Raw genomic sequence first — 23,645 nt, forward strand, 5'->3', positions numbered from 1 at the left:
AATCCTGGTGCGGGTGGCCGGAATCGAACCGGCACTCCTTTCGGAACTGGATTTTGAGTCCAGCGCGTCTACCAATTCCACCACACCCGCAGCAGATTTGTCGCGGCGGACTATAGGCAAACAAGACGTCGCGTCAATTGGTCAATTGATCGGTTTTGCGCTTTGTATAGGTTTGGCCGTTATGGGTGGAGAGGTGAATGGCGGCCCGCCGTAAATCCGGCGTGATCGCGATTGAAAACTGCGCGCGGATGGAGCATGGCTCTGCCGCCCGGGTTCTGAAACACTCCAGGGGACGACCGATATATGCTGCGCCGCCTTTATGACTGGGCCATGAGAATGGCCGCGAGCCGACAGGCTCCCTATGCCCTGGCCGGGGTGAGTTTTGCGGAAAGCTCGTTCTTTCCGCTGCCGCCCGACGTCATGCTGATCCCCATGGTGGTGGCGGATCGGAAATCGGCGTGGTGGAACGCGACGATCTGTACGATCGCCTCGGTGCTGGGCGGGATTTTCGGTTATGTGATCGGGGCGCTCCTGTTCGAACCGCTGGCCCGGCCGATCATCGAATTCTACCACTACGGACCGGCTTTCGAGCAGCTTCAGCAATGGTTCGCCGATTACGGGTTGCTGATCGTTTTCGTCGCCGGGTTCACCCCGGTGCCCTACAAGGTGTTCACCATCGCCTCGGGCTTTGCGGGGCTGTCGCTGCCGGTTTTCGTTCTCGGTTCGGTCATTTCGCGCGGCGCGCGGTTCTTTCTCGTGGCGATGCTCTTGTACTTTTTCGGCCCGCCGGTTCGCGATTTCATCGAAAAGCGGCTCGGTCTGGTCACAATCGTCTTTACGGTGCTGTTGGTCGGCGGTTTCGTCGCCATTCGCTATTTGAACTAGGATTTTCGCTTCATGTCGCAAACTTCTCCACTTTCGCCGGCATCGGATCGGGTCAAAGCCGGGGCGGCGTTCGTTCTGGGACTCGCCGCCATTCTGGGGGCGCTTGCGTTCCAGTTCATCGGTGGGCTCTATCCGTGCGAACTGTGCCTGACGCAACGCTGGCCCTATTATATCGGCCTGCCGTTGCTGGCCCTGGCGCTGATCCTGTGGACCCGCGCGACGACGCCGTTCCGGGTGGGGCTGATGGGCGTGGTTGCCGCATTGTTTGCATGGGGCGCCTGGGTCGGCGGGTATCACGCAGGCGTCGAATGGGGCTGGTGGTCGGGGCCGCAGAGCTGCACGGGGGTCGGCGAGGCGGCGATCAGCCTCGATATGCTCTCGGACATGAGCGATGTGCGGATCGTGCCGTGCGACGCGATCCAGTGGGAGATGCTGGGTATCTCGCTGGCCGGGTTCAACGCGCTGATCTCAGCAGCCATTATGGTGCTGCTGGTGCTGGCCATCATCGGGCAGTTGCGCGGCAAAGCGTAGCGGTTAAGGCTCCAGTTCGATATCCCAATAGAGGTAATCGAGCCAGCTGTCGTGGAGATAGTTTGGCGGGAAGGCCCGGCCATTGTTGTGCAGATCGTGCACTGTGGGTTGGTAGGGCTTCTGGCGCGGGATCATGCCGATTTCGCGCGGGGTGCGATTGGCCTTGCGCAAATTGCAGGGTGAGCAGGCGGCAACGATGTTTTCCCAGGTCGTGCGCCCCCCCTTGGAGCGCGGCAGGACGTGATCGAAGGTCAGATCGTGCCGCGAGCCGCAATACTGGCACTGGAAACGATCGCGCAGGAAAACGTTGAAGCGGGTAAAGGCGGGGTATTTGGCGGGCTGGACGTAATCTTTGAGCGAAATGACGCTCGGCAGGCGCATCTCGAAGCTCGGACTTCGGACCACCTTGTCATATTCGGAAACGATATGAACGCGGTCCAGGCACACGGCCTTTATGGCGTCCTGCCAGTTCCACAAGGATAATGGATAATAGCTGAGCGGCCTGAAATCGGCGTTCAGGACAAGAGCGGGACAGGCCTGAGGTGACACGTGGATTGTCACAAAATCCTCCGGGGCATGGACTTAACCTCCCCGCAACGCTCCCAATCCTGAATGCGCTCTGACCGCTGCCGGAAGCGCTCCGGCGATTCCATCTCCATACTCTACGCCTCTTGTGACAGAGCTGTGAAGAACTTTGTTGAAAAGCTGCGGGGAATCCAATCCGCTAGAGAATCTCACGCAGGAATGCCGTGGCGGTTTCGAGCCCGTCCTGGGCAATGGTGTGGCCCGAGCCCTGCGAAATATGGAGCCTTGCCTCGATACCGAGATCAAGGAGTTTGGGCAGTGCGGCCTGGCTGCCGATGACCGGGACAACATCATCGATATCGCCATGGATCAGCTGCACCGGCGGCTTTGAGGCGAGCTCGGTATCGAGTTTTTCGGGCGCGACGATGAGGCCGGAAAAGGCGATGATGGCCCTAAGGGGTTGGGGAAGACGCAGGCCGGTATAGAGCGCCATCATGGCCCCTTGCGAAAAACCGGCGAGGACGGTGTCGGCCGGGCCAAGGCCGGTCTGGGCCCACAGGTCAGTGAGGAAAGCGTTTAGAACCGGGTGGGCGGATTCAGCGCCGGTGAGGCGTGCCAGGGCGCGGTCGCGTTCAAGGTCGAGGGGAAACCATTCATAGCCGAACGGGTTGCCGCCGCAGACATGGGGCGCATTGGGGGCGACAAACATGGTATCGGGGAAGCTGTCGCGCCAGAACTGGCCGAGCGCGATCAGGTCGCGACCGTCCGAGCCATAGCCGTGGAGAAGGACGACGAGGCTTTTCGCGGCGCCCGACGCAGCGGGCAGCATGGGGCCGGAGAGCTTTACGGGTTCGGTCATTAATGGTCCTTGGATTGATGGGAGAATCAGAGGGCGTCCCAGGCGTTGGAATTTTTCATAGCCGAGAAATAGCGCCAGAACATCAGGGCGGCGGCGCCGCGATGGGGGGACCATTGGGCGGCAAGGGGGATCAGGTCCTTTGGCAGGGGACGGGCGGGAAGCTCGAAGGCGTGCTCGACGGCCTTCTGCAGGGCGAGGTCGCCGGCGGGGAAGATGTCGGGGTGGCCAGCGCAGAACAGGAGGTAGATTTCGGCGGTCCAGGGGCCGATGCCCTTGAGGCTGGTGAGGGTTTCGATGGCGGCATCGGGCTCCATCATATCGACCTGGGAAAAGTCGAGACCCTGTTCGGTGATGGCGAGGGCGACACCGCGAATGGTTTGAAATTTCCCGCGTGAAAGCCCGGTTTTCCTCAGGGTTTCCTCGTTAAAGCCGAGATAGGCGTCAGGGGTGATGGCGCCCAGCGCCTCCACCCGGCCCCAGATGGCGCGGGCCGAGGCGACCGAGAGCTGCTGGCCGCACACGATGCGCGCCATGCCCTCAAATCCGGATGGCGAGGTGCGCAGGGTCACCTCACCGGCCCGAGCGATGGCAGCGGCAAGGCGTTGATCACGCTGGCTTAATCCCTCGAGATGGATGGCCAGCGCTTCGGCGTCATGAAGCCGGGCTGGAGTGGCGAGGGCGCTCATGGTAGGGGCTTTCAAAGAGGATCTGGTCCTGGTCATGTCGTTTCCATCTCAGCGTATTTTCCGCTTCGCGCCAAGCCCGAACGGGTTGTTGCATCTGGGGCATGCCTATTCGGCGCTTTATACCGATCATTGGGCCAAGGCGCTGGGCGGTACGTTCCTGCTGCGGATCGAAGACATCGATATTGTGCGATGTCGACCCGAATTTGTCGAAGCGGTTTTTGAGGATTTACAATGGCTTGGGCTTGAATGGCCCGAACCGGTGCGGGTGCAGTCGGCCCATTTCGATGACTATCGGGCCGCCGCCGATCGCCTGAAAAGCAAGGGTTTGCTCTATCCTTGTTTCTGTACGCGGGCCGAAATCCGGGCGGCGGCGGATGGGCGGACCGATCCGGACGGGGCGCCGGTCTATCCGGGGACCTGCCGGCATCTTTCGGGGAGTGAAAGGCGGGCAAAACTGGAGGCCGGAGTGCCGGTGCAGTGGCGGCTCGACATGGGGCAAGTACTTGAAGAAAAAAAGGAATTTATGATCCGCGAGGCGATGCCGGACCCCTCTTGCGAGGTGGTCGAGCGGCGGGCAGAGCCCGAGCGGTGGGGGGATGTGGTGGTCGTGCGCAAGGACACGCCGACCAGCTATCATCTCTCGGTGGTGGTCGACGATGCCATCCAGGGGGTAACGGACGTGACGCGAGGGATGGACCTTTTCGCCGCGACCGATATTCATGTTGTTTTGCAATGGCTTATGGATTTGCCGAGCCCGGTCTATACCCACCATCGGCTGATCGTTGGCGAGGACGCGGAGAAGCTTTCCAAGTCGAAGGGGGCGGAAAGCCTGGCCGGTTTGCGGGCGCTGGGGATTACGCCCGAGGACATCAGGGCGCAATTGGCATTGTGAATTTTGGCGCAAACAATGGCGCTAAAAGCTATGGACTTGTGCGTTCGGGACCACGACATTTGCAAACATTGCCACAACGGGTGGAACGGGGTGACAAAATGGGGCATGACCCGATGGTGATGCCGTGTCGTACACATCGGTATCGAGACAGTTCAGGAAAGCGATCCCATGCAAACCTTCCTCAATATCGTGATCGTTCTGGCCGTGGCAGCGGTGGCGATCATTTTAGGCATGGGGCTCTACAACATGTTCAAGGGCGGCTCGGGCAACACCAGCCAGAAGCTGATGCGGGCCCGCGTCATCATGCAGGCCATCGCCGTTGCGCTTTTGATGGCGGCACTCTATTTCTTCGGTCCTCAACGCTGAGCAGGGTGAGGATGGGCTGCAAACGGCAAACCGCTGCGCTTCCGGTGCTCACGTATCTCAAATACGCTCCGCTCCGGTTCTCACGGTTTACCGCTTTCGCCTCATCCTGACCCCGCTTGGACACCTCGGGTATTCACTGATGGTCAAGCTCAACAAGATCTATACAAAGACCGGCGATGACGGCACGACCGGGCTGGTGGACGGGCCGCGGCGGCAAAAGGACGATCTGCGGGTCGAGGCCTATGGCACTGTGGACGAGGCCAATGCGGCGATCGGGCTGGCGCGCCTGCACACCAAGGACATGGCGCGGGTCGATCACGCGCTGGGGCGCATCCAGAACGATCTGTTCGATCTTGGGTCGGACCTTGCAACGCCGGGCCCGGACGAGGGGCGCGCCTATGCGGCGCTGCGGGTAACGGCGCGGCAGACCGAATGGCTCGAAGGCCAGATCGATGCGTTCAACGAACCGCTCAAACCCCTCACCTCGTTCGTTCTGCCGGGCGGGACGGCGCTTTCGGCGGCGCTGCATCTGGCGCGCACCATAACGCGGCGGGCCGAACGGGTGTGCGTTGCGACGAAAAGGGCCGAACCCGACCTCAACCCCGAGGCCATCCGTTACCTCAACCGGCTTTCGGATCTGCTGTTCGTCCTGGGCCGGGTGGCCAATGGCAATGGCGGCAAGGACGTGTTGTGGGAGCCGGGGCGGAACACGGGGACGGCCAAGGACGGCTGAGGGCCTGTATCGCCCGGTGAGCCTGGATTTATCCGCTTTTCCCGAGCAATTTTCAGGCGTATTATCCAAGGCCGGGCGGCGGAGACTTCGAGGGGAGGTCGGGCTTGCCCCGGAGGGTCTAAAGAATGCCCAAGGTCTCGCACCTTTTCTTCCAGAGCGGTATCGTCTTTCTCGTCATCGGCATCGGCATGGGTTTGCAGATGTCGATATCCGGCGTGCATAACGTGACGGGCGCCCACGCCCATCTCAACCTGCTCGGCTGGGTGACCAGCGCGCTGTTCGGCGCCTATTACGCGCTCAATCCGGCCAAGGCGGCATCGCGTCTCGCCATGATCCATTACGGGGTCTATACGCTGGGGGTGGCCGGCATGATCGTGGGGCTGTACTTCCTGCTCCAGGGCAACGCAAGCTTTGAGCCGCTGGTCGTCGTGGGGTCGCTGGTGACCTTCGCGGGGGTGCTGATTTTCGCCTACACGGTGTTTGCGCCGGCCCGCACGGTCTCGCCGGCCCGGCCCATGCCCGCCGAATAATCCGGGCCGGGCGGAGAGGTTGACGGAACGCTTCTCGCCGAACGCGCAAAAGAACATTTCGAGCGCCGGCCCCGACACATGCGGGCCGGCGAGGATGGCCGTGTTTTGGCGCGCGCCTTGATCGCAGAAATGGTATCGGGTGGTTGGGAAGCGCTCCGGTAAACCGGCGCCAGCACGGGGACTGCCGATGTTTCTGCCGCTCTATGACAGCAACAAGATCGCCCATATCGAAAAACCCTTTGTCAATTACGGGCTGATCGGGATCAATATCGCCGTGTTCCTCCTGCAATGGGCGGGCGGGCAGGACGGGCTCTTTGTGGGCCAGATCACCTATGGGATGATCCCGGCGGTGGTCAGCGGGGCCGTGGAGGGGCCGGCGCCGTGGCTGCCCGATCACGCGAGCCTTTTCACCTATATGTTTTTGCATGCCGACTGGCTGCACCTTCTGTCCAACATGCTGTTTTTGTGGGTGTTCGGCGACAAGGTCGAAGACGCCATGGGGCACGGGAGATATCTCGTCTTCTATGTCGCCTGCGGGGTGTTGAGCGGGCTGGCCCATCTCTGGCTGTTTCCCGACGCCATGGGGCCGCTGGTGGGCGCGTCGGGCGCGGTGGCGGGGATTATCGGGGCTTATCTCTTGCTTTACCCCAAAGTGCGGGTGTTCGTTCTCAACCGGCTGATCGTCACCTTTCCCCTGGCGCTTCCCGCCTGGGTGGTGCTGGGGCTGTGGGTGGCGACGCAGCTTTTCTACGTTTTCATCTGGGGCAATGACGGGGTGGCCTGGTGGGTGCATCTGGGCGGGGTCTTGGCCGGGGCGGTGCTGGTGGTGATGTTCAAGCGGCGTCAGGTTGCGCTTTGGGGCGGGTAGGACCGCTGGTCTGGGGATTTGGCCGGCGCTCAAGGCCCCCTCACCGGCCTGCCGGCCACCCTCTCCCCCCAAGGGAGAGGGTTAAACGTGTTGACGCGTTTGGGATAAACGCGGGCGCTGGGGACGCCGCAGCGGGCCCCCTTCTCTCCTTAGGGGAGAGGGTTGGGGTGAGGGGGCCTTGAGCGGCAATGGTTAATCGGGGGTAAGGGTTTCTTAGGCGGGCATCGTTAGACTTGGGCCCGACCGCAGAAGCGATAAGGATGGCGAGGATGAGCGATATTGCCGCGACGGCGGTGGCCATGAAACAGGCCCAGACCGTTCAGACCGCCCAGATGCTGATGGTCAAAAAGCAGCACGAGATGGAAATGAGCATGATCGCCATGCTGACCGAGGCCGTCGAGAGCGCTCCGGCACCGGCCCCCGCCGGGATGGGCGCCAATGTCGACAAGCGGGCCTGACGGCGTTCGGCGATCGTCATGCTGATCCAGCATTCGGCAGAAATCCTGCTGCACCGCATGGCCCGGCTCGAGGCGGGGAGCCTTGAGGCGACCACGGCGCTGATTGCGCGGGAACGCGGGGCGATGATGGCCGAAAAGGCCATCGAACGGCTCGACGCGCCGACGGCAGCGGAAGCCGAAGCGATGCATCTGATCGACAAGAGCGCCTGACGGGCTTTGTTCCGCCGCAGCGAGGCGGCGATGTTTTCGAGCGCTCAAGGCCCCCTCACCGGCCTGCCGGCCACCCTCTCCCTCGAGGGGAGAGGGTTTGTCTTGTCGAAGCGTTTTGGATCAACGGGAGCGGCGGAGACGGCGCGGCGGGTCGACGGGGGCGCATAGAGCATTTTGGCGCTCTTTGATTTTCTCCAACAGCCAAGCTGTTTCATCGCGCAGTCGCGTCCGACACGCTGTTTTCTGAATGCGCTTGGGGCGACGCCCATGGACCCCGGCTTTCGCCGGGGCAGCGACGATCGGTTCGGCAAATACGCAGCCTTGGCTCTAGGCTGCGTCCACTGCCTTGCGCAGGGCGCGGACGAGGGCGGCTTCGAGTTTGCCGGCGGTGCACATGTCCTCGAGGATGGCCAGGGCCTCGGGCGGGCTCATGGCGGGTTTGTAGGCGCGGCGTTCGCTGAGCGCGCCGTAGATGTCGCAGATGGTGACGATGCGGGTGAGATCGCCGATCTGGGAGCCCATCAGGCCATCGGGGTAGCCCGAGCCGTCGAGATATTCGTGATGGCTGCGCACGGCGGCCAGAATGTCGGAGCCCAGATCGGCCCGGGCCTTGAGGTATTCATAGCCTTCGACCGGGTGACGGGCGATCTGGGCGAATTCGGCCGGGGTGAGCTTGCCGGGCTTTTCGAGGATGGCGACCGGGATGGTGGCCTTGCCGATATCGTGGAGGAGGCCGGCGGTGGTGAGTTTTGAAATGTCGGCGCTGCCCATGCCGACGCGCTGGGCGAAATTGGTGAGCACGCCGGTGACCAAAAGACAATGCTGGTAGGTGCCCTGATGGTGGGCGCGGACCGTATCGAGCCACCGGCCGAGCCCGCCCGCACCGACGCTGTCGACGATGTCGTCGCTGGCATCGGCGAGGGCGGCGGCATCGAGGCGCGCATCGGAGCGCAGGGCCTCAAAGGCGCTGCCGAGGGCTTTCGTCGCGGCGTGCGCGGCCGCGGCCTTCGCGGTATCGGGCGCCTCTTCGAGGGGCGGGCGCAGCGCGCTCGCGAGCAGGCGCTGGAGCCCCTCGGGGGTGAGCGGCCGGGTTTCGGTCGCGTGGGCCCCGAGCACATTGGCCTGGACCATCTCGACGCGGCGCCCCTCGGTGACGAGGAAATAACGGGGGATGTTGCGCTCAAGGGCGAGCAGGCTCTTTTTGAGCCGGTCGATGGTCGAACCGCTGGACAGATCGGCATCGACAAGGATAGCCGAATAGGGAGAGAGGTCGATCCTGCCCAGTTCGCTGAGCGGTTCGACCCGCGCAATGGCCGGCCAGCGGGCAGCCGGGAACGGCTTCCCCGAGGAACTGTCAGTGACCATCAAAACGGCAACGCTCGAACCGGTCAAGCTGGTGATCCGCTGTTTAGAGCATTTCAGCGCTTCTTCGAATCGCTTCAGTTGCTCTAGTCTTTGTTTATCGCGCTCCCGAACCGGATAAGTGGTGCCCACTTATCCTGGAAGCGCTCCAGCCGCCGCGGGTGTGGCGGCTCCTCCAGCGATCAGTGTGCGCTCCAACCGTCAATTTTCAGTAAGTGAGAATACGCAGCCGGATGGCTCAGATTTCAAGCAGCGTTTCGATGACCCGGTGGCCGTCGGGCGTGTCCCAATGGGCAGGGCCCTGGAGAATGGCCAGCTCGCACCCTTCGTCATCGACAAGGATGGTGGCGGGCAGGCCCAGCGTTACCGCCTCGTTGCGCAAGCGCTCAAAGAGCTTGTAAGTGGGGTCGGCGAAGAGTTTTAAGTTTTGTGCCCCGATTTCCTCGAGGAACAGGGCGGCGGCGGTTGGACCGTCAGACCCGATATCGAGGCTGATGGCGACCACTTCGAAATCGTCCCCGCCATATTGCGCTTCGAGCGCATCGAGGAAGGGCATCTCCTCGCGGCAGGGGGCGCACCATGTGGCCCAGAAATTGATGAGCAGCTTTTTCCCGGCGAAATCGGCGAGGGTGACGGGGTTTCCTTCGGCGTCCTCGAAGGCAAGATCGGAATAATCGCGCCATTGGGAGGAGGGCAGAAGGGCGGCGAGTTCGCCTGTTGCCGCGTCGTCGATGGCCTGGGCGGCCTCGGCGCGCACCGGGCAGGTGGCCGCGTTGGCGCCGCCATTGCTAACCCAGACGGCCACGGCTATACCTACCGCCGCTGCGAAAAGGCCCGTGCCGACGATGATGGGGCGGGGTGATTTTCGCTTTTCGTCCTGATCCATAAAACCATCACTCGCAAATTTATTTAAGGTAGAGGCGCCGATGAGCAATCGCATGTGGGGAGGCCGGTTTTCGTCGGGCCCCGACGCCATCATGGAAGAGATCAACGCTTCTATCGGCTTCGACAAGCGCCTTTACAAGCACGACATCGCCGGATCGATAGCGCATGCCACAATGCTGGAAGTAGCCGGCATTCTGACGCGCGACGATAAGGACGCCATCATCTCCGGTCTAGAGACAGTTCGGGCGGAAATCGAGGCCGGGGACTTCACCTTCTCGCGAGCGCTCGAAGACATCCACATGAATGTGGAAAGCAGACTAAAGGAACTGGTGGGCGAACCGGCCGGGCGGCTGCACACGGCGCGCTCGCGCAACGATCAGGTGGCGACCGATTTCAAGCTCTATGTGCGCGACGCGCTCGACATGCTGGCCGCGCAGGTTCAAGCGCTGCAAAAGGTGATGGTGGACAACGCCGAGGCCGAGGCGGGCACCGTGATGCCCGGGTTCACCCATCTGCAGAGCGCCCAGCCGGTGACCTTCGGGCACCACATGCTGGCCTATGTGGAAATGCTCGAACGCGACAAGGGGCGCTTGCTCGACGCGCGGGCCCGGCTCAACGAAAGCCCGCTGGGGGCGGCGGCGCTTGCCGGGACATCGTTCCCGATCGATCGGGAGATGACGGCAGAGGCGCTGGGGTTCGACCGGCCGATGGCCAATTCGCTGGACGCCGTATCGGACCGCGATTTCATTTTAGAAACGCTGTCTTCGGCTTCGATCTGCGCGATGCATCTGTCGCGGCTGTCCGAAGAGCTGGTCATCTGGTCGTCGGCGCAGTTCGCGTTCGTCAGACTCTCGGACAAGTTTTCGACAGGGTCCTCGATCATGCCGCAAAAGCGCAATCCGGATGCGGCGGAATTGATCCGGGCCAAGGTGGGGCGGATCTTTGCGGCGTTCACATCGCTTCTGATGGTGATGAAGGGGCTGCCGCTGGCCTATTCAAAGGATATGCAGGAAGACAAGGAAATCGCCTTCGACGCGCTGGACAATTTCTCGCTGGCGCTGGCGGCGATGACCGGGATGATGGGGGATCTGACCGTCAACCGCGAAAAGATGGCACAGGCGGCGGGCGCCGGGTTTTCGACAGCAACCGATCTCGCCGACTGGCTGGTGCGGGCGGCAAACGTTCCGTTCCGCGACGCGCACCACATCACCGGCCGTGCGGTCGCTGCGGCGGAGGCCAAGGGTTGTGGGCTCGAGGGGCTGACCATCGAGGATTTCAAGGACATCGACGAGCGGATTACCTCCCAGGTGTTCAAGGTGCTGGGCGTTGAAAACTCGGTCAAGTCGCGGACCAGTTTCGGCGGGACGTCGCCGGCCAATGTCGCAGCGCAAATTGCGGGCTGGCGCGAGCGGCTGGGGAATTAGTCAGTGCATCATTTTACCTATCGCGGCGGCTGGATGTTTGCCGAGGATGTCGATCTGACGGCGGTGGCCGAGGAGATCGGCACGCCGTTCTATTGCTATTCGCAGGCGACGTTCACCAGGCATATCGAGGTGATGCTGGGGGCGTTTTCCGGCACCGACACGCTTGTCGCCTATGCCATGAAGGCCAATTCCAACCAGGCGATGCTGGCGATTGCCGCGCAAAAGGGCATCGGGGCGGACGTGGTGTCGCTGGGTGAGCTTGAACGGGCGCTGCGGGCCGGGATTCCGGCGGAGAAAATCATCTTTTCAGGGGTCGGCAAGAGCCGGGCCGAGATGCGGCGGGCGCTCGAAGTGGGCATCTTGTGCTTTAACGTCGAAAGCGAGCCCGAACTGGAGCGGCTCAACGCGGTGGCCGCCGAGATGGAGAGAATCGCGCCGGTTTCGGTGCGGATCAACCCCGATGTGGACGCGAAAACCCACGCCAAGATTTCGACGGGCAAATCGGAAAACAAGTTCGGCATTCCCTATGCGCGGGCCGAAGCGGTCTATGGCCGGATCGCGGCGTGCAAGAATTTAAAGGCCGTGGGCGTCGATATGCATATCGGCAGCCAGATCACCGATCTCGAACCTTTCGACAACGCCTTTAAGCTGCTGGCCGAACTGGTCAAGCGGCTGCGCGCGGCCGGGCACCCAATCGAGCACATCGATGTGGGGGGCGGGCTGGGGATACCCTATCATCAGGACAACACGCCGCCGCCCGATCCGGTGGAATACGCCAGGTTGGTGCGGCGTCACACCGATCCCTTGGGATGCCGTGTGATCCTCGAGCCGGGGCGGCTGATCGCGGGCAATGCCGGGGTGATGGTGACGCGGGTCGAATACGTCAAAAAAACCGGGAAAAAGAGCTTCGTTATCGTCGATGCGGCGATGAACGATCTGATCCGCCCCACGCTTTACGAAGCCCATCACGATATCCTGCCCATGCACGAGGCGGGCGCGGGGGCCGAGACCATTCGCGCCGATATCGTGGGGCCGGTGTGCGAGACCGGCGATTATCTCGGGCTCGACCGGGAGATGGCCGAGGTGGCCGAGGGCGATCTTGTGGTGGTGATGAGCGCGGGCGCCTATGGCGCGGTGATGAGCTCGACCTACAACACCCGCCCGCTGATCGCCGAAGTGCTTGTCGATGGGGGGAAGTGGCATGCGGTGAGGCCACGGCAGACGCTTGATGAGTTGATTGGGCTGGACAGTGTGCCGGAGTGGGTGAACGGGGGCGATTGAGGGGGCGTGATCGGAAAAATGGCCATTGAGATTGTTGCCATACACCGATTGCAAAGAGCATCGTGCCAGCCATTCGAGTCGGCTATTAGATCGCCCGGTACCGCCTCCTAAGCGGCGTGAGGACGGCTGGCACGCTCAATAGCGGCCTCCGGGAATTCTTGCGAAGGTGCAAGCACCGCAATGGGATTGGGAACTCGCAGCGCTAATATCCGGAAGGCGGTGAACGCCAATACATGGGGTCATTGAAGAACAAGGACCGTCATTCTATCGACCTTCAGCTTGACCCGTGGGTTTTCGTCAACCACGATGCAAGTGTTCAAGTTTGGGGGATAGCATGAGCATTGAGCAGACACTCGCAAGACTTTCCGATCGCGTAAAATCTCATTCGAGTACAATGCTGACCGAGGAGGCCGTCAAGACCGCCGTGGTCCTACCCTTCTTCCAAGCACTTGGGTATGATGTTTTCAACCCGGAGGAGGTCGTCCCTGAATTCACTGCGGACGCCGTAGGAAAGAAAGGGGAGAAGGTCGATTACGCCATCAAAATCGACGACCAGATCCGCATACTTGTTGAGTGTAAGCCCATAACGACTCAACTGGACAAGGTCCACTTGGCCCAGCTTTTCCGGTATTTCACTGTCACCAGTGCCAAGTTCGCCGTCCTGACCAATGGCAGAACATTCCATTTTCATAGCGATTTGGAAGAGCCTAACAAGCTCGATACGCGTCCATTCTTGAGCTTTGATTTGTCGGACGTCCAACCGCATCTTTTGCTCGAGCTCAAGAAGTTTGAGCGCGCTGGATTTGACATCGACGGAATATTGGCGACGGCCGAGCGTCTGAAGTACACTTCGCTGTTGAAGACAGAAATCGCGAAGATGATCGAAAATCCCTCCGACGATTTCGTAAAGCTGGTAGCTGGGAAGGTACACGAGGGGCGCTTTACCGCAGCAGTAATGGAACAATTCACCGGATTGGTCCGAAGCGCCTTTCGAGACGTGATCCGCGACTCGGTGAAAAATAGGCTTTCAACAGCTTTGGCAGATACGGACGCAGTGATCGAGGAAGTGGAATCCACAGAGCCTGAGGTCGTGACCACGGACGAAGAGCGTGAAGGATATATGGTGGTGAAGGCTATCGTGCGAGAGGTTATCAAGCCCTCAAGAGTGGCCATGCGCGACCAGAAATCCTATTGCGGCATCTTGGTCGATAACAACAATAGAAGGCCATTGGCCAGGCTGCATTTCAATCGCACCACTAAATACATCAGCCTTTTCGATGGCGAGGCCGAGGATAAGATAATTATCGAGTCGATAGATCACATTTACGATTTCACCGATCGGCTGCGCGCAACAGCCGCAAAGTATCCAGAATAGGGATGATACGCGTCAGAATAAGGGGTGCCCTGGCGGGAGGCGCCATTTTGCATTCTGTTACTTCGGAAGGGCTGAAATTAGGGCGAAGCAAAAAACGGTGCAGTGATTGGGCATTGCGCTTTTGGAAGCCTACATCAGCTATCAATCGCGGAGAGGATAGCTTGCCAGTTTTGACGGCTACCCAGGACGCGAAGGATTACGACTTCGGTGTGCCCCGGCAGATAATGGGATGGCTAAGACGGAAACGATCTTTGCACTCGGGAGCCGTTATTTCCTCCATGAACCCAGAGATGTTGCGGGTCCCCGGGTCGAGCGCGAGGACGACGAGGGGAGAGGGTGGTGCTTGTCGGGGGAGCGTTGGGGCGGGGCGGGCGATTTAAAGCGCGTCCAGAATTTCATGGAATCGGGTTTGTCCTCTTCGCTTCTCCGGCGAAAGCCGGAGCCCATGGGCTCAAGCTTTGGGCATCGGCGCAAGCGGCGATGCTGCTGGCCCCCGGTTTTCACCGGGGAAGCGAAGAGTGGGGCTGTCGGCGTTTCGGTCAAAACCTGACGACTCGAGGGAGGGCGACACTATTCTGTGCTGTCTGATCGTGGGTCCGAGTCTTCAAACGCTTGCTTCTAACTGGATGCCTTGGTCGGGGCTCAGTTTTTGCCGTGCCGCTCGCGCATGCGCTGTTTGAAAGCTTCCGCGTCGAAGGGCTGCGGTTTTCCGCTTTCGATGGCTTCGGTCACGGCGTGCTGGAGCGCCTTGACGGCGTTTTGGCGGGAGCGGTCCTGTTCGCGCTCGGCGGTCATTACAGCGCCGATCTTGCCAGCGGGATGATCTCTGCCGGTTTGCCCGCCAGTGCGTCGTCGACCTTTTCGATGAGCTGGGCGAGGGAGAAGGGTTTGCCCAGGACGTCGTAGATCAGGGCGTCCAGGCCATGGGCGCGTTCGCGTTGGTCGGCAAAGCCGGTCATCAAGAGGATGGTCATGGCGGGGTATTGGGCGCCGATGGCCAGGGCCAGGCCGATGCCGTCCATGACGGGCATCTTGATGTCGGAGACCAGGAGGTCGAAATTGCCGTTCTGTTCGTTGGCGATTTCGAGCGCGAGGCCGCCGTCGGAGGCGTCGGTCACTTCGTGGCCGCTCATTTCGAGGGCGCGGGTCACAAAGGCCCGGACATTGTCGTCGTCTTCGGCCACCAATATGCGTGCCATGGGGCTATACCCTCGTTCTCTGTGTCTTTGTTCCGTTACGCGCCGGGCAGATGGTTAAATACCTGCCTTTTTAAGACGCCCGGAGTCGTTCAGTTCCCTGCGGCCGAGCCATTGGCGCCATCGACAAAGCTCAACCGAATATTTGTAACGCCTTGCGGCGGGCCTATCAGCTGCGCGTCGATGGCCAATGTATCGCCGGGCAGGACGTTGCGCGCGGCCGGGGTCACAGTCCATTCGTAGACAACGGCGCCGTCCGAATCGAGCAGGCTCACCAGCACCGATGGCACGTAGGTTATGCGATTCGTTATGTTGGAAATCTTAGCGTTGACCACAATGGCGGGGTTTCCATTCTGCGTGGTTCGCAAAGTCTTAATTTCGGTGAAATCGAGGCCGACGACATTGGTTTTGAACCCGGCAAGGCGATAGAGCCCGTCGAGTTGGGGGACGGCGGAGACGATCTCGGTGCGCAGCGCGAAGGCGGCTACAATGCCCGCGACAAGCAGGGCAATGATGCCGATGCGGAAAATGCGGCGAAAGCGGGCGATGGGGTGGGCGGCGAGCATGCCGTTGCGCCGCCTGGCCAGCGCCTCGATGCGGGCGCGGTTGCCGGCTCTGTCGATGGAAGGAAGCGGGTGATCGGGCTCGGGGGCCGGATCGGGGCTTTCGGGCGCGTCATTGTCGGGGGCAGGGGTGCTGGAAGCTGCCTGGGCGCGCAGGAACGAGGCGTCGAGCATGTCCTCATCGGCGGCGGAGAACAGGGTATCGGCATCGGCGCGAAAGATCAGCTCGTCCTCGGAGGGCTCGGGATCGCGGCGCGGGGCGGCGGGCTTGGGAAAGCTGGGGGTGGCGTACCAGAGTTCGGAGCACGCGGCGCACTGGACCTGCCTGCCGGCTGCGCTGAGCGCATCGGACGCGAGCTTGTAGCGCGTCTGGCAATTTGGGCAGGTGATGATCACGCGCGGTGGACCGGGGGCCGTTGAGCTCAAAATGAATGTCCCGACCCTATGCGGGTCGGGTTAAAACTCTTGAAACGCCGCCATGATGCGGCCATTGGGGGATGATCGCTGATAGAGTGGCGGCAACAGGGTGATTCGCGGGGTAGAGCGGTTTGATCGCGTTCGAAAATGTGGGCCTTCGATACGGACATGGGCCGGAAATCCTCAAGGACCTGACCTTTGCGATCTCGCCGGGCTCGTTTCATTTTCTGACCGGGCCTTCGGGATCGGGCAAGACCTCGCTGTTGCGGCTTTTGCTGTTGTCGCTCAAACCGACGCGCGGGTCGGTGTCGATGTTCGGGGAAGACGTCTCGGCGCTCGACCGGGACAGGCTGTTGCAGATGCGGCGCCATATCGGGATCGTGTTCCAGGAATTCCGTCTGCTCGATCATCTCACCACATTCGAGAACGTCGCCCTGCCGCTGCGGGTGCGCGGGCAGGCCGAGGCGAGCTATCGCGGCAATGTGGAAGAACTGCTCGACTGGGTGGGGCTTGGCGATAGGATGGACGCGCATCCGGCGGTGCTTTCGGGCGGGGAAAAACAGCGCGCGGCGATTGCGCGGGCGGTGATCGGCAATCCCGATATTTTGCTGGCGGACGAGCCGACGGGCAATGTGGACCCCGAGCTTTCCCAGCGGCTTTTGCATCTGTTCGAACAGCTCAACAAGATGGGCACGACGATCATCCTGGCCACCCACGAAGTGGCGCTGCTCGACAAGTTCGACTATCCGCGCATGCTGCTCAATGAAGGGGAGCTGACCATCCATGAGTGAGGGGCTCAAGCTCAATTTCTCCCGCCCCAACCCGATCGTTCCGGCGCAATCGGTGGCGGGGCGCACGCTGATGCTTCTGATCGGCATCATGACGTTTTTGTCCTGCGTGACGTTCGGCGGCGTGCTGCTGGTGCAGAAATCGGCGCTGGGCTGGTCGGCCGAAGTGGGGCGCGAGCTGACCATACAGATCCGCCCGCTCGATGGCGAGGTGATCGATTCCAATTTGCGGCTTGCGGTCTCGCTGTCGGAAGCTGTGCCGGGGGTGGCGAGCGCGCGGGTCGTCTCGATCGAGGAAAGCGAGGATCTGCTGGCGCCCTGGCTGGGGCAGGGGCTGGACCTTTCGGACCTGGCGATCCCAAGACTGGTGATCGTGCAGCTGGCCGATCCCAACGCTGCGGACATTGCGCGGCTTGAAAGCGAGATTTCGGCCATCCCCGGAGCGACGCTTGAAACCCATGCGGCCTGGCGGGTGCAGCTCAATACGATGGCGGGGACGATCGTCGTTTCGGGGATACTGGTTTTGGCGCTGATCCTTGTGGCGACGGCGCTGGCGATTGTGTTCGCAACGCGCGGGACGATGTCGACCAATCGGGAAATCGTCGACGTGCTCCATTTCATCGGGGCGTCGAACCGGTTCATCGCCGGCGAGTTCCAGGGGCGGTTCCTGCTGCTGGGGCTCAAGGGCGGTCTGGTGGGCGGGCTGGCGGCCATCATCTTTTTCATAGTCGCGGGCACGGCGATGAGCACCGTGGTGCCCGAGCAATCGAGCGCGCAGCTGGGCGTTCTGTTCGGGCAGTTCGCGCTGGGGATCAGCGGCATATTGGGGATTGTCGGTGTGGTGCTGGTGATTGCCGGGCTGACGGCGATCACCTCGCGCTTGACGGTGCGACGGTTTCTTTCGCAAATTTCCTGACGGTCCGGGGAGGGCCCTGTCATGATCGTCCAGGCTGTCCGCTCGGCGGTGTTTTATCTGCTGTTTTTCGTCCACACGATCATCCTTGCGATCATTATCGGGCTGATGGCCAAGCTGACGCCGGGGCTCAAGCCTCTGGGGTGGAGCCTGGCGCAATACTGGAACAGTTCGAACCTGTTTTTCCTGCGCTGGATCGTGGGGATCCGGACCGAGGTGACCGGGGCGGAAAACATTCCCGAGGGCGGGTGCATCATCGGCGCCAAGCACCAGTCGGACTGGGACATCTTTGCCATCCTGCCCCATGTTGGGCACCCGGCCTTCATCGCCAAAAAGGAACTGCTCGATATTGTGCTGTTTGGCTGGGCGGCGCGGTGGATCGACACGATCTCGGTGGACCGCAAGAAGGGTAAGGACGCGCTGCCGGCCATGATGGAGGAAGCGCGCGGCGCGCTGGATCGGGGCTGCCGGGTCATCATCTTTCCCGAAGGCACGCGAAGGGCGCCGCTCGATACACCGGCCTATCGCTCGGGGATCGTGCGGATGTATCTGGCGATGGACGTGCCTGTGGTGCCCGTGGCGCTCACTTCGGGGCTCTATTGGGGGCGCAACAGCCCTATCCTGTGGCCGGGCACGGCACGGGCGAAATTTCTCGAACCGATCATGCCGGGGCTGCCGGGGGATCAGTTCCTGAAAACGCTGATCGACCGCATCGAGACCGAGACCGATGCGATGGTGCTCGAGGATGCGCAAAAGGGGCTGGCGCGCCCGATCTCGCCGCGGTTGCGGGGCCGGATCGATGAATTGCAGGCCCAATCGGACGCGCGATCCTAACCTGACGCGCCCCGGCGATTTCATCGATATCAATGCGATAGATTGTGTTGCGCCGCAATCGGGACACAATATCTTGACATTCTCTGGTGGGAATGAGACGATTTGAGTGTGCATGGGATTGACGTCTCCTTCAATTTGTTCTAATTTTGTTCTCATTGGATCGGTTCGGTCTCGTGACCGCCGGTCGCCAGATGAATTTTCGCCCTTCCCGGGATGGCGAAAATTGTCCAGGTCTTTTTCTTGTCGCGTTTCCAAGCCGGATTAAGTGGCATCCACTTGTCCTGGAAACACTCTAATGCGGGGCCGTTTTCGAGGGTGGCCATGATCGGATTTAACGACAGTGCGGAAACCGGCATCGGCGAGACGAGTGCCAGTGTGCTTTGGGCCGGACGATCGGGCCGGCGCTATCTGATGGAGCGCGAAAGAGAAGCCGGCGTCGCCATGGCGCCGAGCCGGCTTTATGCGCTCGAGGACAATGGGGTGATCGGCTGGGCCGGCACCGCAGAGGATTTGATCGGCGATCACCGGGCACGCGAAAAGTTCCGCAGGCTGAGCGCGGGCGGGGCGCGCATGCTTTCCCTTGCCGCACCAAGCGATCCGCTGTCGGTGATGACGCTTGTATGGGACCTCGAAGGCAGCCGGAGGGCGATGGGCCGCGCGGCCTGAAGGCGATTCCGGGGAGTGTTGGGCTGGGAAGCGATGGTTACGGGGAAGGAGAGATGGTTTTGCGGCTGGTAGGTGTCCCGTTGGTGTCTGAATTGAGCTTACGACGGCTGGAGGTCGAGCCGCTCTGTTTTCGGAAGATAATTTGACAGTTCAAAAGGTTGCGGCGGGTCTGCTGGTCAGGGACGGCAGAATTCTTTTGGGCCACCGTGCAGCCTGGAAATCAAACTGGCCCAACCATTGGGATGCCATAGGGGGACGGCTCGAACCGGGGGAAACCGCGGACCGGGCGCTGATCCGTGAAGTGCAGGAAGAAATCGGGGTAAGGGTGCTCAAAGCGGCATTTCTCTCCGACATCGAACATCGGGCGATGCCCAATGGGACCGCCTTCCTGTCCGCCATCTTTGCCGTGCTGGAGTGGTCGGGTGGCGAGCCGGCAAACATTTGCGACGAGCATTCGGAGATAAGGTGGTTCGTGCCGGACGAAATCGACAGCCTCGACGCCCTGGCCCATCCCGATTACCGAAAGCTGGCCCGTCGGGCCCTTGCCCTTTTTCAGGGGGCGGGAAGGGCGCAGCCTTGCAATCTGCCACCTGATCGAAGCTGAAAAGATCAGGGCGGGGCAGGAGGGTGGAGCAGGCGACGGCGCGAGGCAGGCGCACTCGATCAAATCCGCTTTTCGCTTGCGCGGCCCTTCGTGTCTTTCAATCGCGGACTTGATCTAGAGCGTTTCCAGAATAAGTGGATACCACTTATTCGGTTCGGAAACGCGCCAAATCAGGGACTTAGAGCAATTGAAGCGATTCGAATAAGAGCGGAAATGCTCTAGGCTGTAGTGACGATTTAATGTTTTGGGATTCCCACATCGCGGCAAATCAGATTCAACGCTGACTTTTGGGAGGTCAGCGATGGATGGCGAGATTTTACGCGACGATCAGTGGGAACAGATCAAGCCGTTTGTCCCGGGCGGTCGCAAGGGCAAGCGCGGCCCACGTAGTGATGGGCGTCGGTTTTTCAATGCGCTTTTGTGGATGGCCCGGTCTGGTGGCCGCTGGCGCGATCTGCCCGAAGACCGGTTCGGTCCTTACCAGACGGTCAAGCGGCGCTATTACCGCTGGATCGAGATGGGCGTGTTTGATCGTCTGTTCGAGGCGGTCGCAAACGCTCCCGATCTCGAATGGTTGGCCATCGACGCCACAGTGATCCGCGCCCAGGCCCAGGCCGCAGGGGCGCGGCGAAAAAGGGGGGAGCGCAAACCCAGGCTCTCGGTCGCTCCCGTGGCGGTTTCGGCACCAAGCTCCATGCCGTAGTTGATGCGCTTGGCCTGCCGGTCCGCTTTGCGCTCGGGCCGGGTCAGCAAAATGATATGGCACCCGCCTGCGATCTGGTCGCCGGACTGGCCGCGGGCAAAGTTCTCGCCGACCGGGCCTATGACGCCGATAGCCTCCATGATGTCATTCTCGATGAAGGCGGCGAGCCAGTGATCCCGCCCCGCCGCCACCGCAAATACCAACATGGCTACGACAAGATCGCCTATCGGCAACGCTGGGGCATCGAAGGTTTTTTCGCCAAGCTCAAGCAGTGGCGCCGCATCGCAACTCGATATGACAAGCGAGCCGCCCACTTCCTAGGCTTCGTCAAAATTGCCAGCGTCATGCTGTGGCTTAAATGATTAAATCGTCACCACAGCCTAGAGCCCTTCAGCTCTTTACGGAATCGCCGTTCTCCTTCTGCGCTTCCCCGGCGAAAGCCGGGGTCCATGAGAGTTGCGTCAAGCGCCGGCGCCTCGGCTCACGCTGCTGGGCCCCGGCTTTCGCCGGGGCAGCGACGGAAGGGACTCAAAATGGCTCCGGTACAACCTGCAATGCTTTAGAGCAATTGGAGCGATTCGAAGAAGCGCTGAAATGCTCTAGGCTGTAGTGACGATTTAATGTTTTGGGATTCCCACATCGCGGCAAATCAGATTCAACGCTGACTTTTGGGAGGTCAGCGATGGATGGCGAGATTTTACGCGACGATCAGTGGGAACAGATCAAGCCGTTTGTCCCGGGCGGTCGCAAGGGCAAGCGCGGCCCACGTAGTGATGGGCGTCGGTTTTTCAATGCGCTTTTGTGGATGGCCCGGTCTGGTGGCCGCTGGCGCGATCTGCCCGAAGACCGGTTCGGTCCTTACCAGACGGTCAAGCGGCGCTATTACCGCTGGATCGAGATGGGCGTGTTTGATCGTCTGTTCGAGGCGGTCGCAAACGCTCCCGATCTCGAATGGTTGGCCATCGACGCCACAGTGATCCGCGCCCAGGCCCAGGCCGCAGGGGCGCGGCGAAAAAGGGGGGAGCGCAAACCCAGGCTCTCGGTCGCTCCCGTGGCGGTTTCGGCACCAAGCTCCATGCCGTAGTTGATGCGCTTGGCCTGCCGGTCCGCTTTGCGCTCGGGCCGGGTCAGCAAAATGATATGGCACCCGCCTGCGATCTGGTCGCCGGACTGGCCGCGGGCAAAGTTCTCGCCGACCGGGCCTATGACGCCGATAGCCTCCATGATGTCATTCTCGATGAAGGCGGCGAGCCAGTGATCCCGCCCCGCCGCCACCGCAAATACCAACATGGCTACGACAAGATCGCCTATCGGCAACGCTGGGGCATCGAAGGTTTTTTCGCCAAGCTCAAGCAGTGGCGCCGCATCGCAACTCGATATGACAAGCGAGCCGCCCACTTCCTAGGCTTCGTCAAAATTGCCAGCGTCATGCTGTGGCTTAAATGATTAAATCGTCACCACAGCCTAGGTCCTTGTTTCCTCGCGCGTCCGAACCGCAAAACCGTTTCCATCCCCGATCGGGTCGAGGACATGCTTTTGCTGGACGTGTTCTATCGAAGCAGTTGGTAGTCGGTAAATCCTGGTTCCGACTGTGTTGCGGTGGGTGTGAAACCCAAACGGGTCAGAAGGAGCCTGCTCGGCTCATTGCCGTTTTCAACACCGGCGAAAAAGCGCGATAGATGCGCAAATCGAGGCAGGTGGAGCATGGTATTCAAGGTTCCGACCGCAACGCCGCGCCGGCGCAGGGCCGGATCGACGACGATGGCGAAGCTGGCGCTGGCATCGGCATAGACTTCGACGTCCAGCAGGGCGGCAGGATTTCCAGCGATCGATGCGATAAGCCCGTGCCTGTCGGTGTCGGCATTTGCCAGCAGCAGGGTGTTCTCGGCCCAGCCGCGGCCGCCCAACCATCGCCGGGTTATCGGATCGTCGAACCAGGGCGCGATCCGGGGCAGATGGCTTTGGCACAGGTCTTCAAGATCGTGCATCGGGATTTGCCCAGAACCTTGTTTTTTGTTCAGGTCGAACGGGTGAGTACCAGCTTTCTCCCGCCCCGCTTCAGAGTCAATGCCTTAGGACGCGACGGGTTCGCAAGCCATCTCAGGCGGTGAGGCCTCGGGCTGTCCCGGGGACATTCAGGATGGGGCATAAACCTGGGCATAGCGGCAATTTTTCGATGTGAGCTTTTTCGACTATGACAGACATGATGTCGGCCCGGGGTTGACCAAGGCGCTCCGAATGGCGATCGCTATGGTGGGCGCAGGGCGATTGCCGGTTCCCATCAACCGCCGATTTTGCTAAGCGCTTTACGCGTGGTCCCGTAGCTCAGCAGGATAGAGCATCAGATTCCTAATCTGAGGGTCACTGGTTCGAATCCAGTCGGGATCACCATTTTTGCCTCGCGGTTCGCGGCCCTTGCGCGACGTGTCCCGGTTTGCGGCTTGTCTGCTGGCCGTTATTCTTGCCCTGTCGTTGGAGACGCCCAATGTCCGCCCCGGCCCTTGCCAAACTGACCCGCGCCATCGAGGAGCTCGAGCGGACCGTGGCGGTCAATCGCTATAGCGATGCGCAAAAGATCGCGCTCAAATCCGAGCTTGAAACCCATATCCAGCGCATCGACGAATTGCGGCAGGGGCTTTAGGGCCAATCGGCATTCAGCCGGTCATCGCCCGCAAATTGCGGTATTCTCTGGCACGGACCTTGGGGCCCGCGCTTTAGATCAGATCCGCTTTTCTTCGAATCGCGGATTTGATCTAAGTCCTTGCTTTGTCGCGCGTCCGAACCGCAAAACCGCTTCCACTTTTGCTGGACGCGCTTTAGGCTCATGCGCAGCTCAATGGCGATCGGTCCCAGGGGCAGGCGCCTTTTCCATGTCCGCAAGAGTTTGTGGCAAAGCCATAACCACACTCGGCTCAAGGCCGGGATGAAAGGGGTGTTGAGAGGGCACTGATTGGGACACCCCTTCAGCGGCTGACCGAGGCAGCGGGTCCTCGGGTCACGCCCGAGGACGACGAAAGGAGGGGAGGCTTGGGGATAGGCGGCAAGGCCGCGCGCTCCACCCAACCACCACTGTCATCCCGGCTCGAGGCAG

30 protein-coding genes and 2 tRNA genes are annotated in these 23,645 nt (G+C 61.2%); 21 read left to right on the plus strand and 11 right to left on the minus strand.

The genetic code is table 11. The features are described from left to right. Positions 1–5 precede the first annotated feature (5 nt). Positions 6–90 (minus strand) — tRNA-Leu (locus ACP148_RS18365). A 213-nt stretch (positions 91–303) separates the two neighbouring features. Between ACP148_RS18365 and ACP148_RS18370 the strand changes: the two genes are divergently transcribed. Together ACP148_RS18370 and ACP148_RS18375 are read left to right on the plus strand one after the other, a co-directional pair. Then, positions 304–885, plus strand: coding sequence for a YqaA family protein (locus ACP148_RS18370; protein WP_421952338.1), 582 nt, complete (start codon positions 304–306; stop codon positions 883–885). Between the two features lie 12 nt (positions 886–897). Then, positions 898–1,416: a disulfide bond formation protein B gene (locus ACP148_RS18375; protein WP_421952337.1), complete on the plus strand. Its 519-nt coding sequence runs from the start codon at positions 898–900 to the stop codon at positions 1,414–1,416. Positions 1,417–1,419: 3 nt separating this feature from the next. Here ACP148_RS18375 and ACP148_RS18380 read toward each other — a convergent pair whose 3' ends face one another. From ACP148_RS18380 to ACP148_RS18390, 3 genes are all read right to left on the minus strand, one after another. Beyond that, positions 1,420–1,977: an HNH endonuclease gene (locus ACP148_RS18380; RefSeq protein ID WP_014132137.1), complete on the minus strand. Its 558-nt coding sequence runs from the start codon at positions 1,975–1,977 to the stop codon at positions 1,420–1,422. A gap of 163 nt (positions 1,978–2,140) precedes the next feature. After that, positions 2,141–2,800: an alpha/beta hydrolase gene (locus ACP148_RS18385; RefSeq protein WP_421952336.1), complete on the minus strand. Its 660-nt coding sequence runs from the start codon at positions 2,798–2,800 to the stop codon at positions 2,141–2,143. Positions 2,801–2,826: 26 nt separating this feature from the next. Beyond that, a complete protein-coding gene (locus ACP148_RS18390; protein ID WP_421952335.1) occupies positions 2,827–3,486 on the minus strand; it encodes a DNA-3-methyladenine glycosylase family protein in 660 nt (219 codons plus the stop codon). 34 nt (positions 3,487–3,520) lie between these two features. Between ACP148_RS18390 and gluQRS the strand changes: the two genes are divergently transcribed. The 7 genes from gluQRS (at position 3,521) to ACP148_RS18425 (ending at position 7,543) form a co-directional block, all read left to right on the plus strand. After that, positions 3,521–4,378 (plus strand): tRNA glutamyl-Q(34) synthetase GluQRS, encoded by an 858-nt coding sequence (gene gluQRS, locus ACP148_RS18395; RefSeq protein WP_421952334.1) that lies wholly within the window; start codon positions 3,521–3,523, stop codon positions 4,376–4,378. Positions 4,379–4,546: 168 nt separating this feature from the next. Beyond that, positions 4,547–4,744: a twin transmembrane helix small protein gene (locus ACP148_RS18400; protein ID WP_421952333.1), complete on the plus strand. Its 198-nt coding sequence runs from the start codon at positions 4,547–4,549 to the stop codon at positions 4,742–4,744. A gap of 139 nt (positions 4,745–4,883) precedes the next feature. After that, positions 4,884–5,477 carry a cob(I)yrinic acid a,c-diamide adenosyltransferase gene (locus ACP148_RS18405; RefSeq protein WP_421952332.1) on the plus strand — a complete coding sequence of 198 codons (594 nt, stop codon included), beginning with the start codon at positions 4,884–4,886 and terminating at the stop codon, positions 5,475–5,477. Positions 5,478–5,602: 125 nt separating this feature from the next. Then, positions 5,603–6,007 carry a hypothetical protein gene (locus ACP148_RS18410; protein WP_421952331.1) on the plus strand — a complete coding sequence of 135 codons (405 nt, stop codon included), beginning with the start codon at positions 5,603–5,605 and terminating at the stop codon, positions 6,005–6,007. A 187-nt stretch (positions 6,008–6,194) separates the two neighbouring features. Next, positions 6,195–6,875 (plus strand): rhomboid family intramembrane serine protease, encoded by a 681-nt coding sequence (locus ACP148_RS18415; RefSeq protein ID WP_421952330.1) that lies wholly within the window; start codon positions 6,195–6,197, stop codon positions 6,873–6,875. A gap of 269 nt (positions 6,876–7,144) precedes the next feature. Next, positions 7,145–7,333: a YjfB family protein gene (locus ACP148_RS18420; protein ID WP_421952329.1), complete on the plus strand. Its 189-nt coding sequence runs from the start codon at positions 7,145–7,147 to the stop codon at positions 7,331–7,333. 18 nt (positions 7,334–7,351) lie between these two features. Continuing rightward, a complete protein-coding gene (locus tag ACP148_RS18425; RefSeq protein WP_421952328.1) occupies positions 7,352–7,543 on the plus strand; it encodes a hypothetical protein in 192 nt (63 codons plus the stop codon). Positions 7,544–7,870: 327 nt separating this feature from the next. Here ACP148_RS18425 and ACP148_RS18430 read toward each other — a convergent pair whose 3' ends face one another. Then, a complete protein-coding gene (locus ACP148_RS18430) occupies positions 7,871–8,935 on the minus strand; it encodes an HD-GYP domain-containing protein (protein ID WP_421952327.1) in 1,065 nt (354 codons plus the stop codon). Between the two features lie 208 nt (positions 8,936–9,143). Next, entirely contained in the window at positions 9,144–9,791 is a 648-nt protein-coding gene (locus tag ACP148_RS18435; RefSeq protein ID WP_421952326.1) for a TlpA disulfide reductase family protein, read from the minus strand. Positions 9,792–9,831: 40 nt separating this feature from the next. Here ACP148_RS18435 and argH point away from each other — a divergent pair, with 40 nt between their 5' ends. The 3 genes from argH to ACP148_RS18450 all read left to right on the plus strand — a co-directional run bounded on the left by argH (position 9,832) and on the right by ACP148_RS18450 (position 13,870). Further along, entirely contained in the window at positions 9,832–11,214 is a 1,383-nt protein-coding gene (argH, locus tag ACP148_RS18440) for an argininosuccinate lyase (RefSeq protein WP_421952325.1), read from the plus strand. A gap of 3 nt (positions 11,215–11,217) precedes the next feature. Then, positions 11,218–12,495: a diaminopimelate decarboxylase gene (gene lysA, locus ACP148_RS18445; RefSeq protein WP_421952324.1), complete on the plus strand. Its 1,278-nt coding sequence runs from the start codon at positions 11,218–11,220 to the stop codon at positions 12,493–12,495. A gap of 334 nt (positions 12,496–12,829) precedes the next feature. Further along, positions 12,830–13,870 (plus strand): type I restriction endonuclease, encoded by a 1,041-nt coding sequence (locus ACP148_RS18450; protein WP_421952323.1) that lies wholly within the window; start codon positions 12,830–12,832, stop codon positions 13,868–13,870. Positions 13,871–14,512: 642 nt separating this feature from the next. On the opposite strand, the gene ACP148_RS18455 is transcribed toward ACP148_RS18450, so the two are convergent. The 3 genes from ACP148_RS18455 to ACP148_RS18465 form a co-directional block, all read right to left on the minus strand. Next, the gene (locus ACP148_RS18455; RefSeq protein WP_421952322.1) at positions 14,513–14,665 is read right to left on the minus strand and encodes a hypothetical protein; all 153 of its coding nucleotides are present in this window, start codon (positions 14,663–14,665) and stop codon (positions 14,513–14,515) included. Next, the gene (locus tag ACP148_RS18460; RefSeq protein ID WP_421952321.1) at positions 14,665–15,069 is read right to left on the minus strand and encodes a response regulator; all 405 of its coding nucleotides are present in this window, start codon (positions 15,067–15,069) and stop codon (positions 14,665–14,667) included. Before ACP148_RS18460 ends, ACP148_RS18455 begins: the two co-directional genes overlap by 1 nt. 89 nt (positions 15,070–15,158) lie before the next feature. Next, positions 15,159–16,055 carry a zinc-ribbon domain-containing protein gene (locus ACP148_RS18465; RefSeq protein WP_421952320.1) on the minus strand — a complete coding sequence of 299 codons (897 nt, stop codon included), beginning with the start codon at positions 16,053–16,055 and terminating at the stop codon, positions 15,159–15,161. Between the two features lie 122 nt (positions 16,056–16,177). Here ACP148_RS18465 and ftsE point away from each other — a divergent pair, with 122 nt between their 5' ends. Genes ftsE through ACP148_RS18480 form a run of 3 tightly spaced genes read left to right on the plus strand, consistent with a single transcriptional unit; the run spans position 16,178 to position 18,581 of the window. Continuing rightward, positions 16,178–16,837, plus strand: coding sequence for a cell division ATP-binding protein FtsE (gene ftsE, locus ACP148_RS18470; RefSeq protein ID WP_421952319.1), 660 nt, complete (start codon positions 16,178–16,180; stop codon positions 16,835–16,837). Next, a complete protein-coding gene (locus ACP148_RS18475; protein ID WP_421952318.1) occupies positions 16,830–17,750 on the plus strand; it encodes a cell division protein FtsX in 921 nt (306 codons plus the stop codon). Before ftsE ends, ACP148_RS18475 begins: the two co-directional genes overlap by 8 nt. 21 nt (positions 17,751–17,771) lie before the next feature. Continuing rightward, on the plus strand, positions 17,772–18,581 hold the full coding sequence (locus tag ACP148_RS18480) for a lysophospholipid acyltransferase family protein (RefSeq protein ID WP_421952317.1): 810 nt from the start codon (positions 17,772–17,774) through the stop codon (positions 18,579–18,581). Between the two features lie 152 nt (positions 18,582–18,733). On the opposite strand, the gene ACP148_RS18485 is transcribed toward ACP148_RS18480, so the two are convergent. After that, positions 18,734–18,904, minus strand: coding sequence for a hypothetical protein (locus ACP148_RS18485; RefSeq protein WP_421952316.1), 171 nt, complete (start codon positions 18,902–18,904; stop codon positions 18,734–18,736). On the opposite strand from ACP148_RS18485, the gene ACP148_RS18490 reads away from it, so the two are divergent. The 4 genes from ACP148_RS18490 (at position 18,903) to ACP148_RS18505 (ending at position 22,000) form a co-directional block, all read left to right on the plus strand. Further along, positions 18,903–19,247 carry a hypothetical protein gene (locus tag ACP148_RS18490; protein WP_421952315.1) on the plus strand — a complete coding sequence of 115 codons (345 nt, stop codon included), beginning with the start codon at positions 18,903–18,905 and terminating at the stop codon, positions 19,245–19,247. The two genes, ACP148_RS18485 and ACP148_RS18490, sit on opposite strands and share 2 nt — an antisense overlap. Before the next feature lie 142 nt (positions 19,248–19,389). Beyond that, positions 19,390–19,851 (plus strand): NUDIX domain-containing protein, encoded by a 462-nt coding sequence (locus ACP148_RS18495; protein WP_421952314.1) that lies wholly within the window; start codon positions 19,390–19,392, stop codon positions 19,849–19,851. A gap of 301 nt (positions 19,852–20,152) precedes the next feature. Beyond that, a protein-coding gene (locus ACP148_RS18500; RefSeq protein ID WP_421951250.1) for an IS5 family transposase occupies positions 20,153–20,916 on the plus strand; the annotation gives its coding sequence in 2 pieces (ribosomal slippage) (positions 20,153–20,480 and positions 20,480–20,916; 765 coding nt in all). 320 nt (positions 20,917–21,236) lie between these two features. After that, positions 21,237–22,000, plus strand: a protein-coding gene (locus tag ACP148_RS18505; protein WP_421951250.1) for an IS5 family transposase whose coding sequence is annotated in 2 segments (ribosomal slippage) — positions 21,237–21,564 and positions 21,564–22,000 — 765 coding nt in all. Because the reading frame shifts where the segments join, the coding sequence is not laid out codon by codon here. A gap of 104 nt (positions 22,001–22,104) precedes the next feature. Here the strand turns inward: ACP148_RS18505 and ACP148_RS18510 are convergent. Continuing rightward, positions 22,105–22,542 carry a GNAT family N-acetyltransferase gene (locus tag ACP148_RS18510; protein WP_421952313.1) on the minus strand — a complete coding sequence of 146 codons (438 nt, stop codon included), beginning with the start codon at positions 22,540–22,542 and terminating at the stop codon, positions 22,105–22,107. A gap of 326 nt (positions 22,543–22,868) precedes the next feature. Between ACP148_RS18510 and ACP148_RS18515 the strand changes: the two genes are divergently transcribed. Continuing rightward, a tRNA-Arg gene (locus ACP148_RS18515) sits at positions 22,869–22,945 on the plus strand. Between the two features lie 94 nt (positions 22,946–23,039). Next, a complete protein-coding gene (locus ACP148_RS18520; protein ID WP_421952312.1) occupies positions 23,040–23,195 on the plus strand; it encodes a hypothetical protein in 156 nt (51 codons plus the stop codon). Positions 23,196–23,645: the final 450 nt, after the last annotated feature.

It is taken from the genome of Pelagibacterium sp., assembly GCF_965249125.1.
Lineage (GTDB): Bacteria > Pseudomonadota > Alphaproteobacteria > Rhizobiales > Devosiaceae > Pelagibacterium.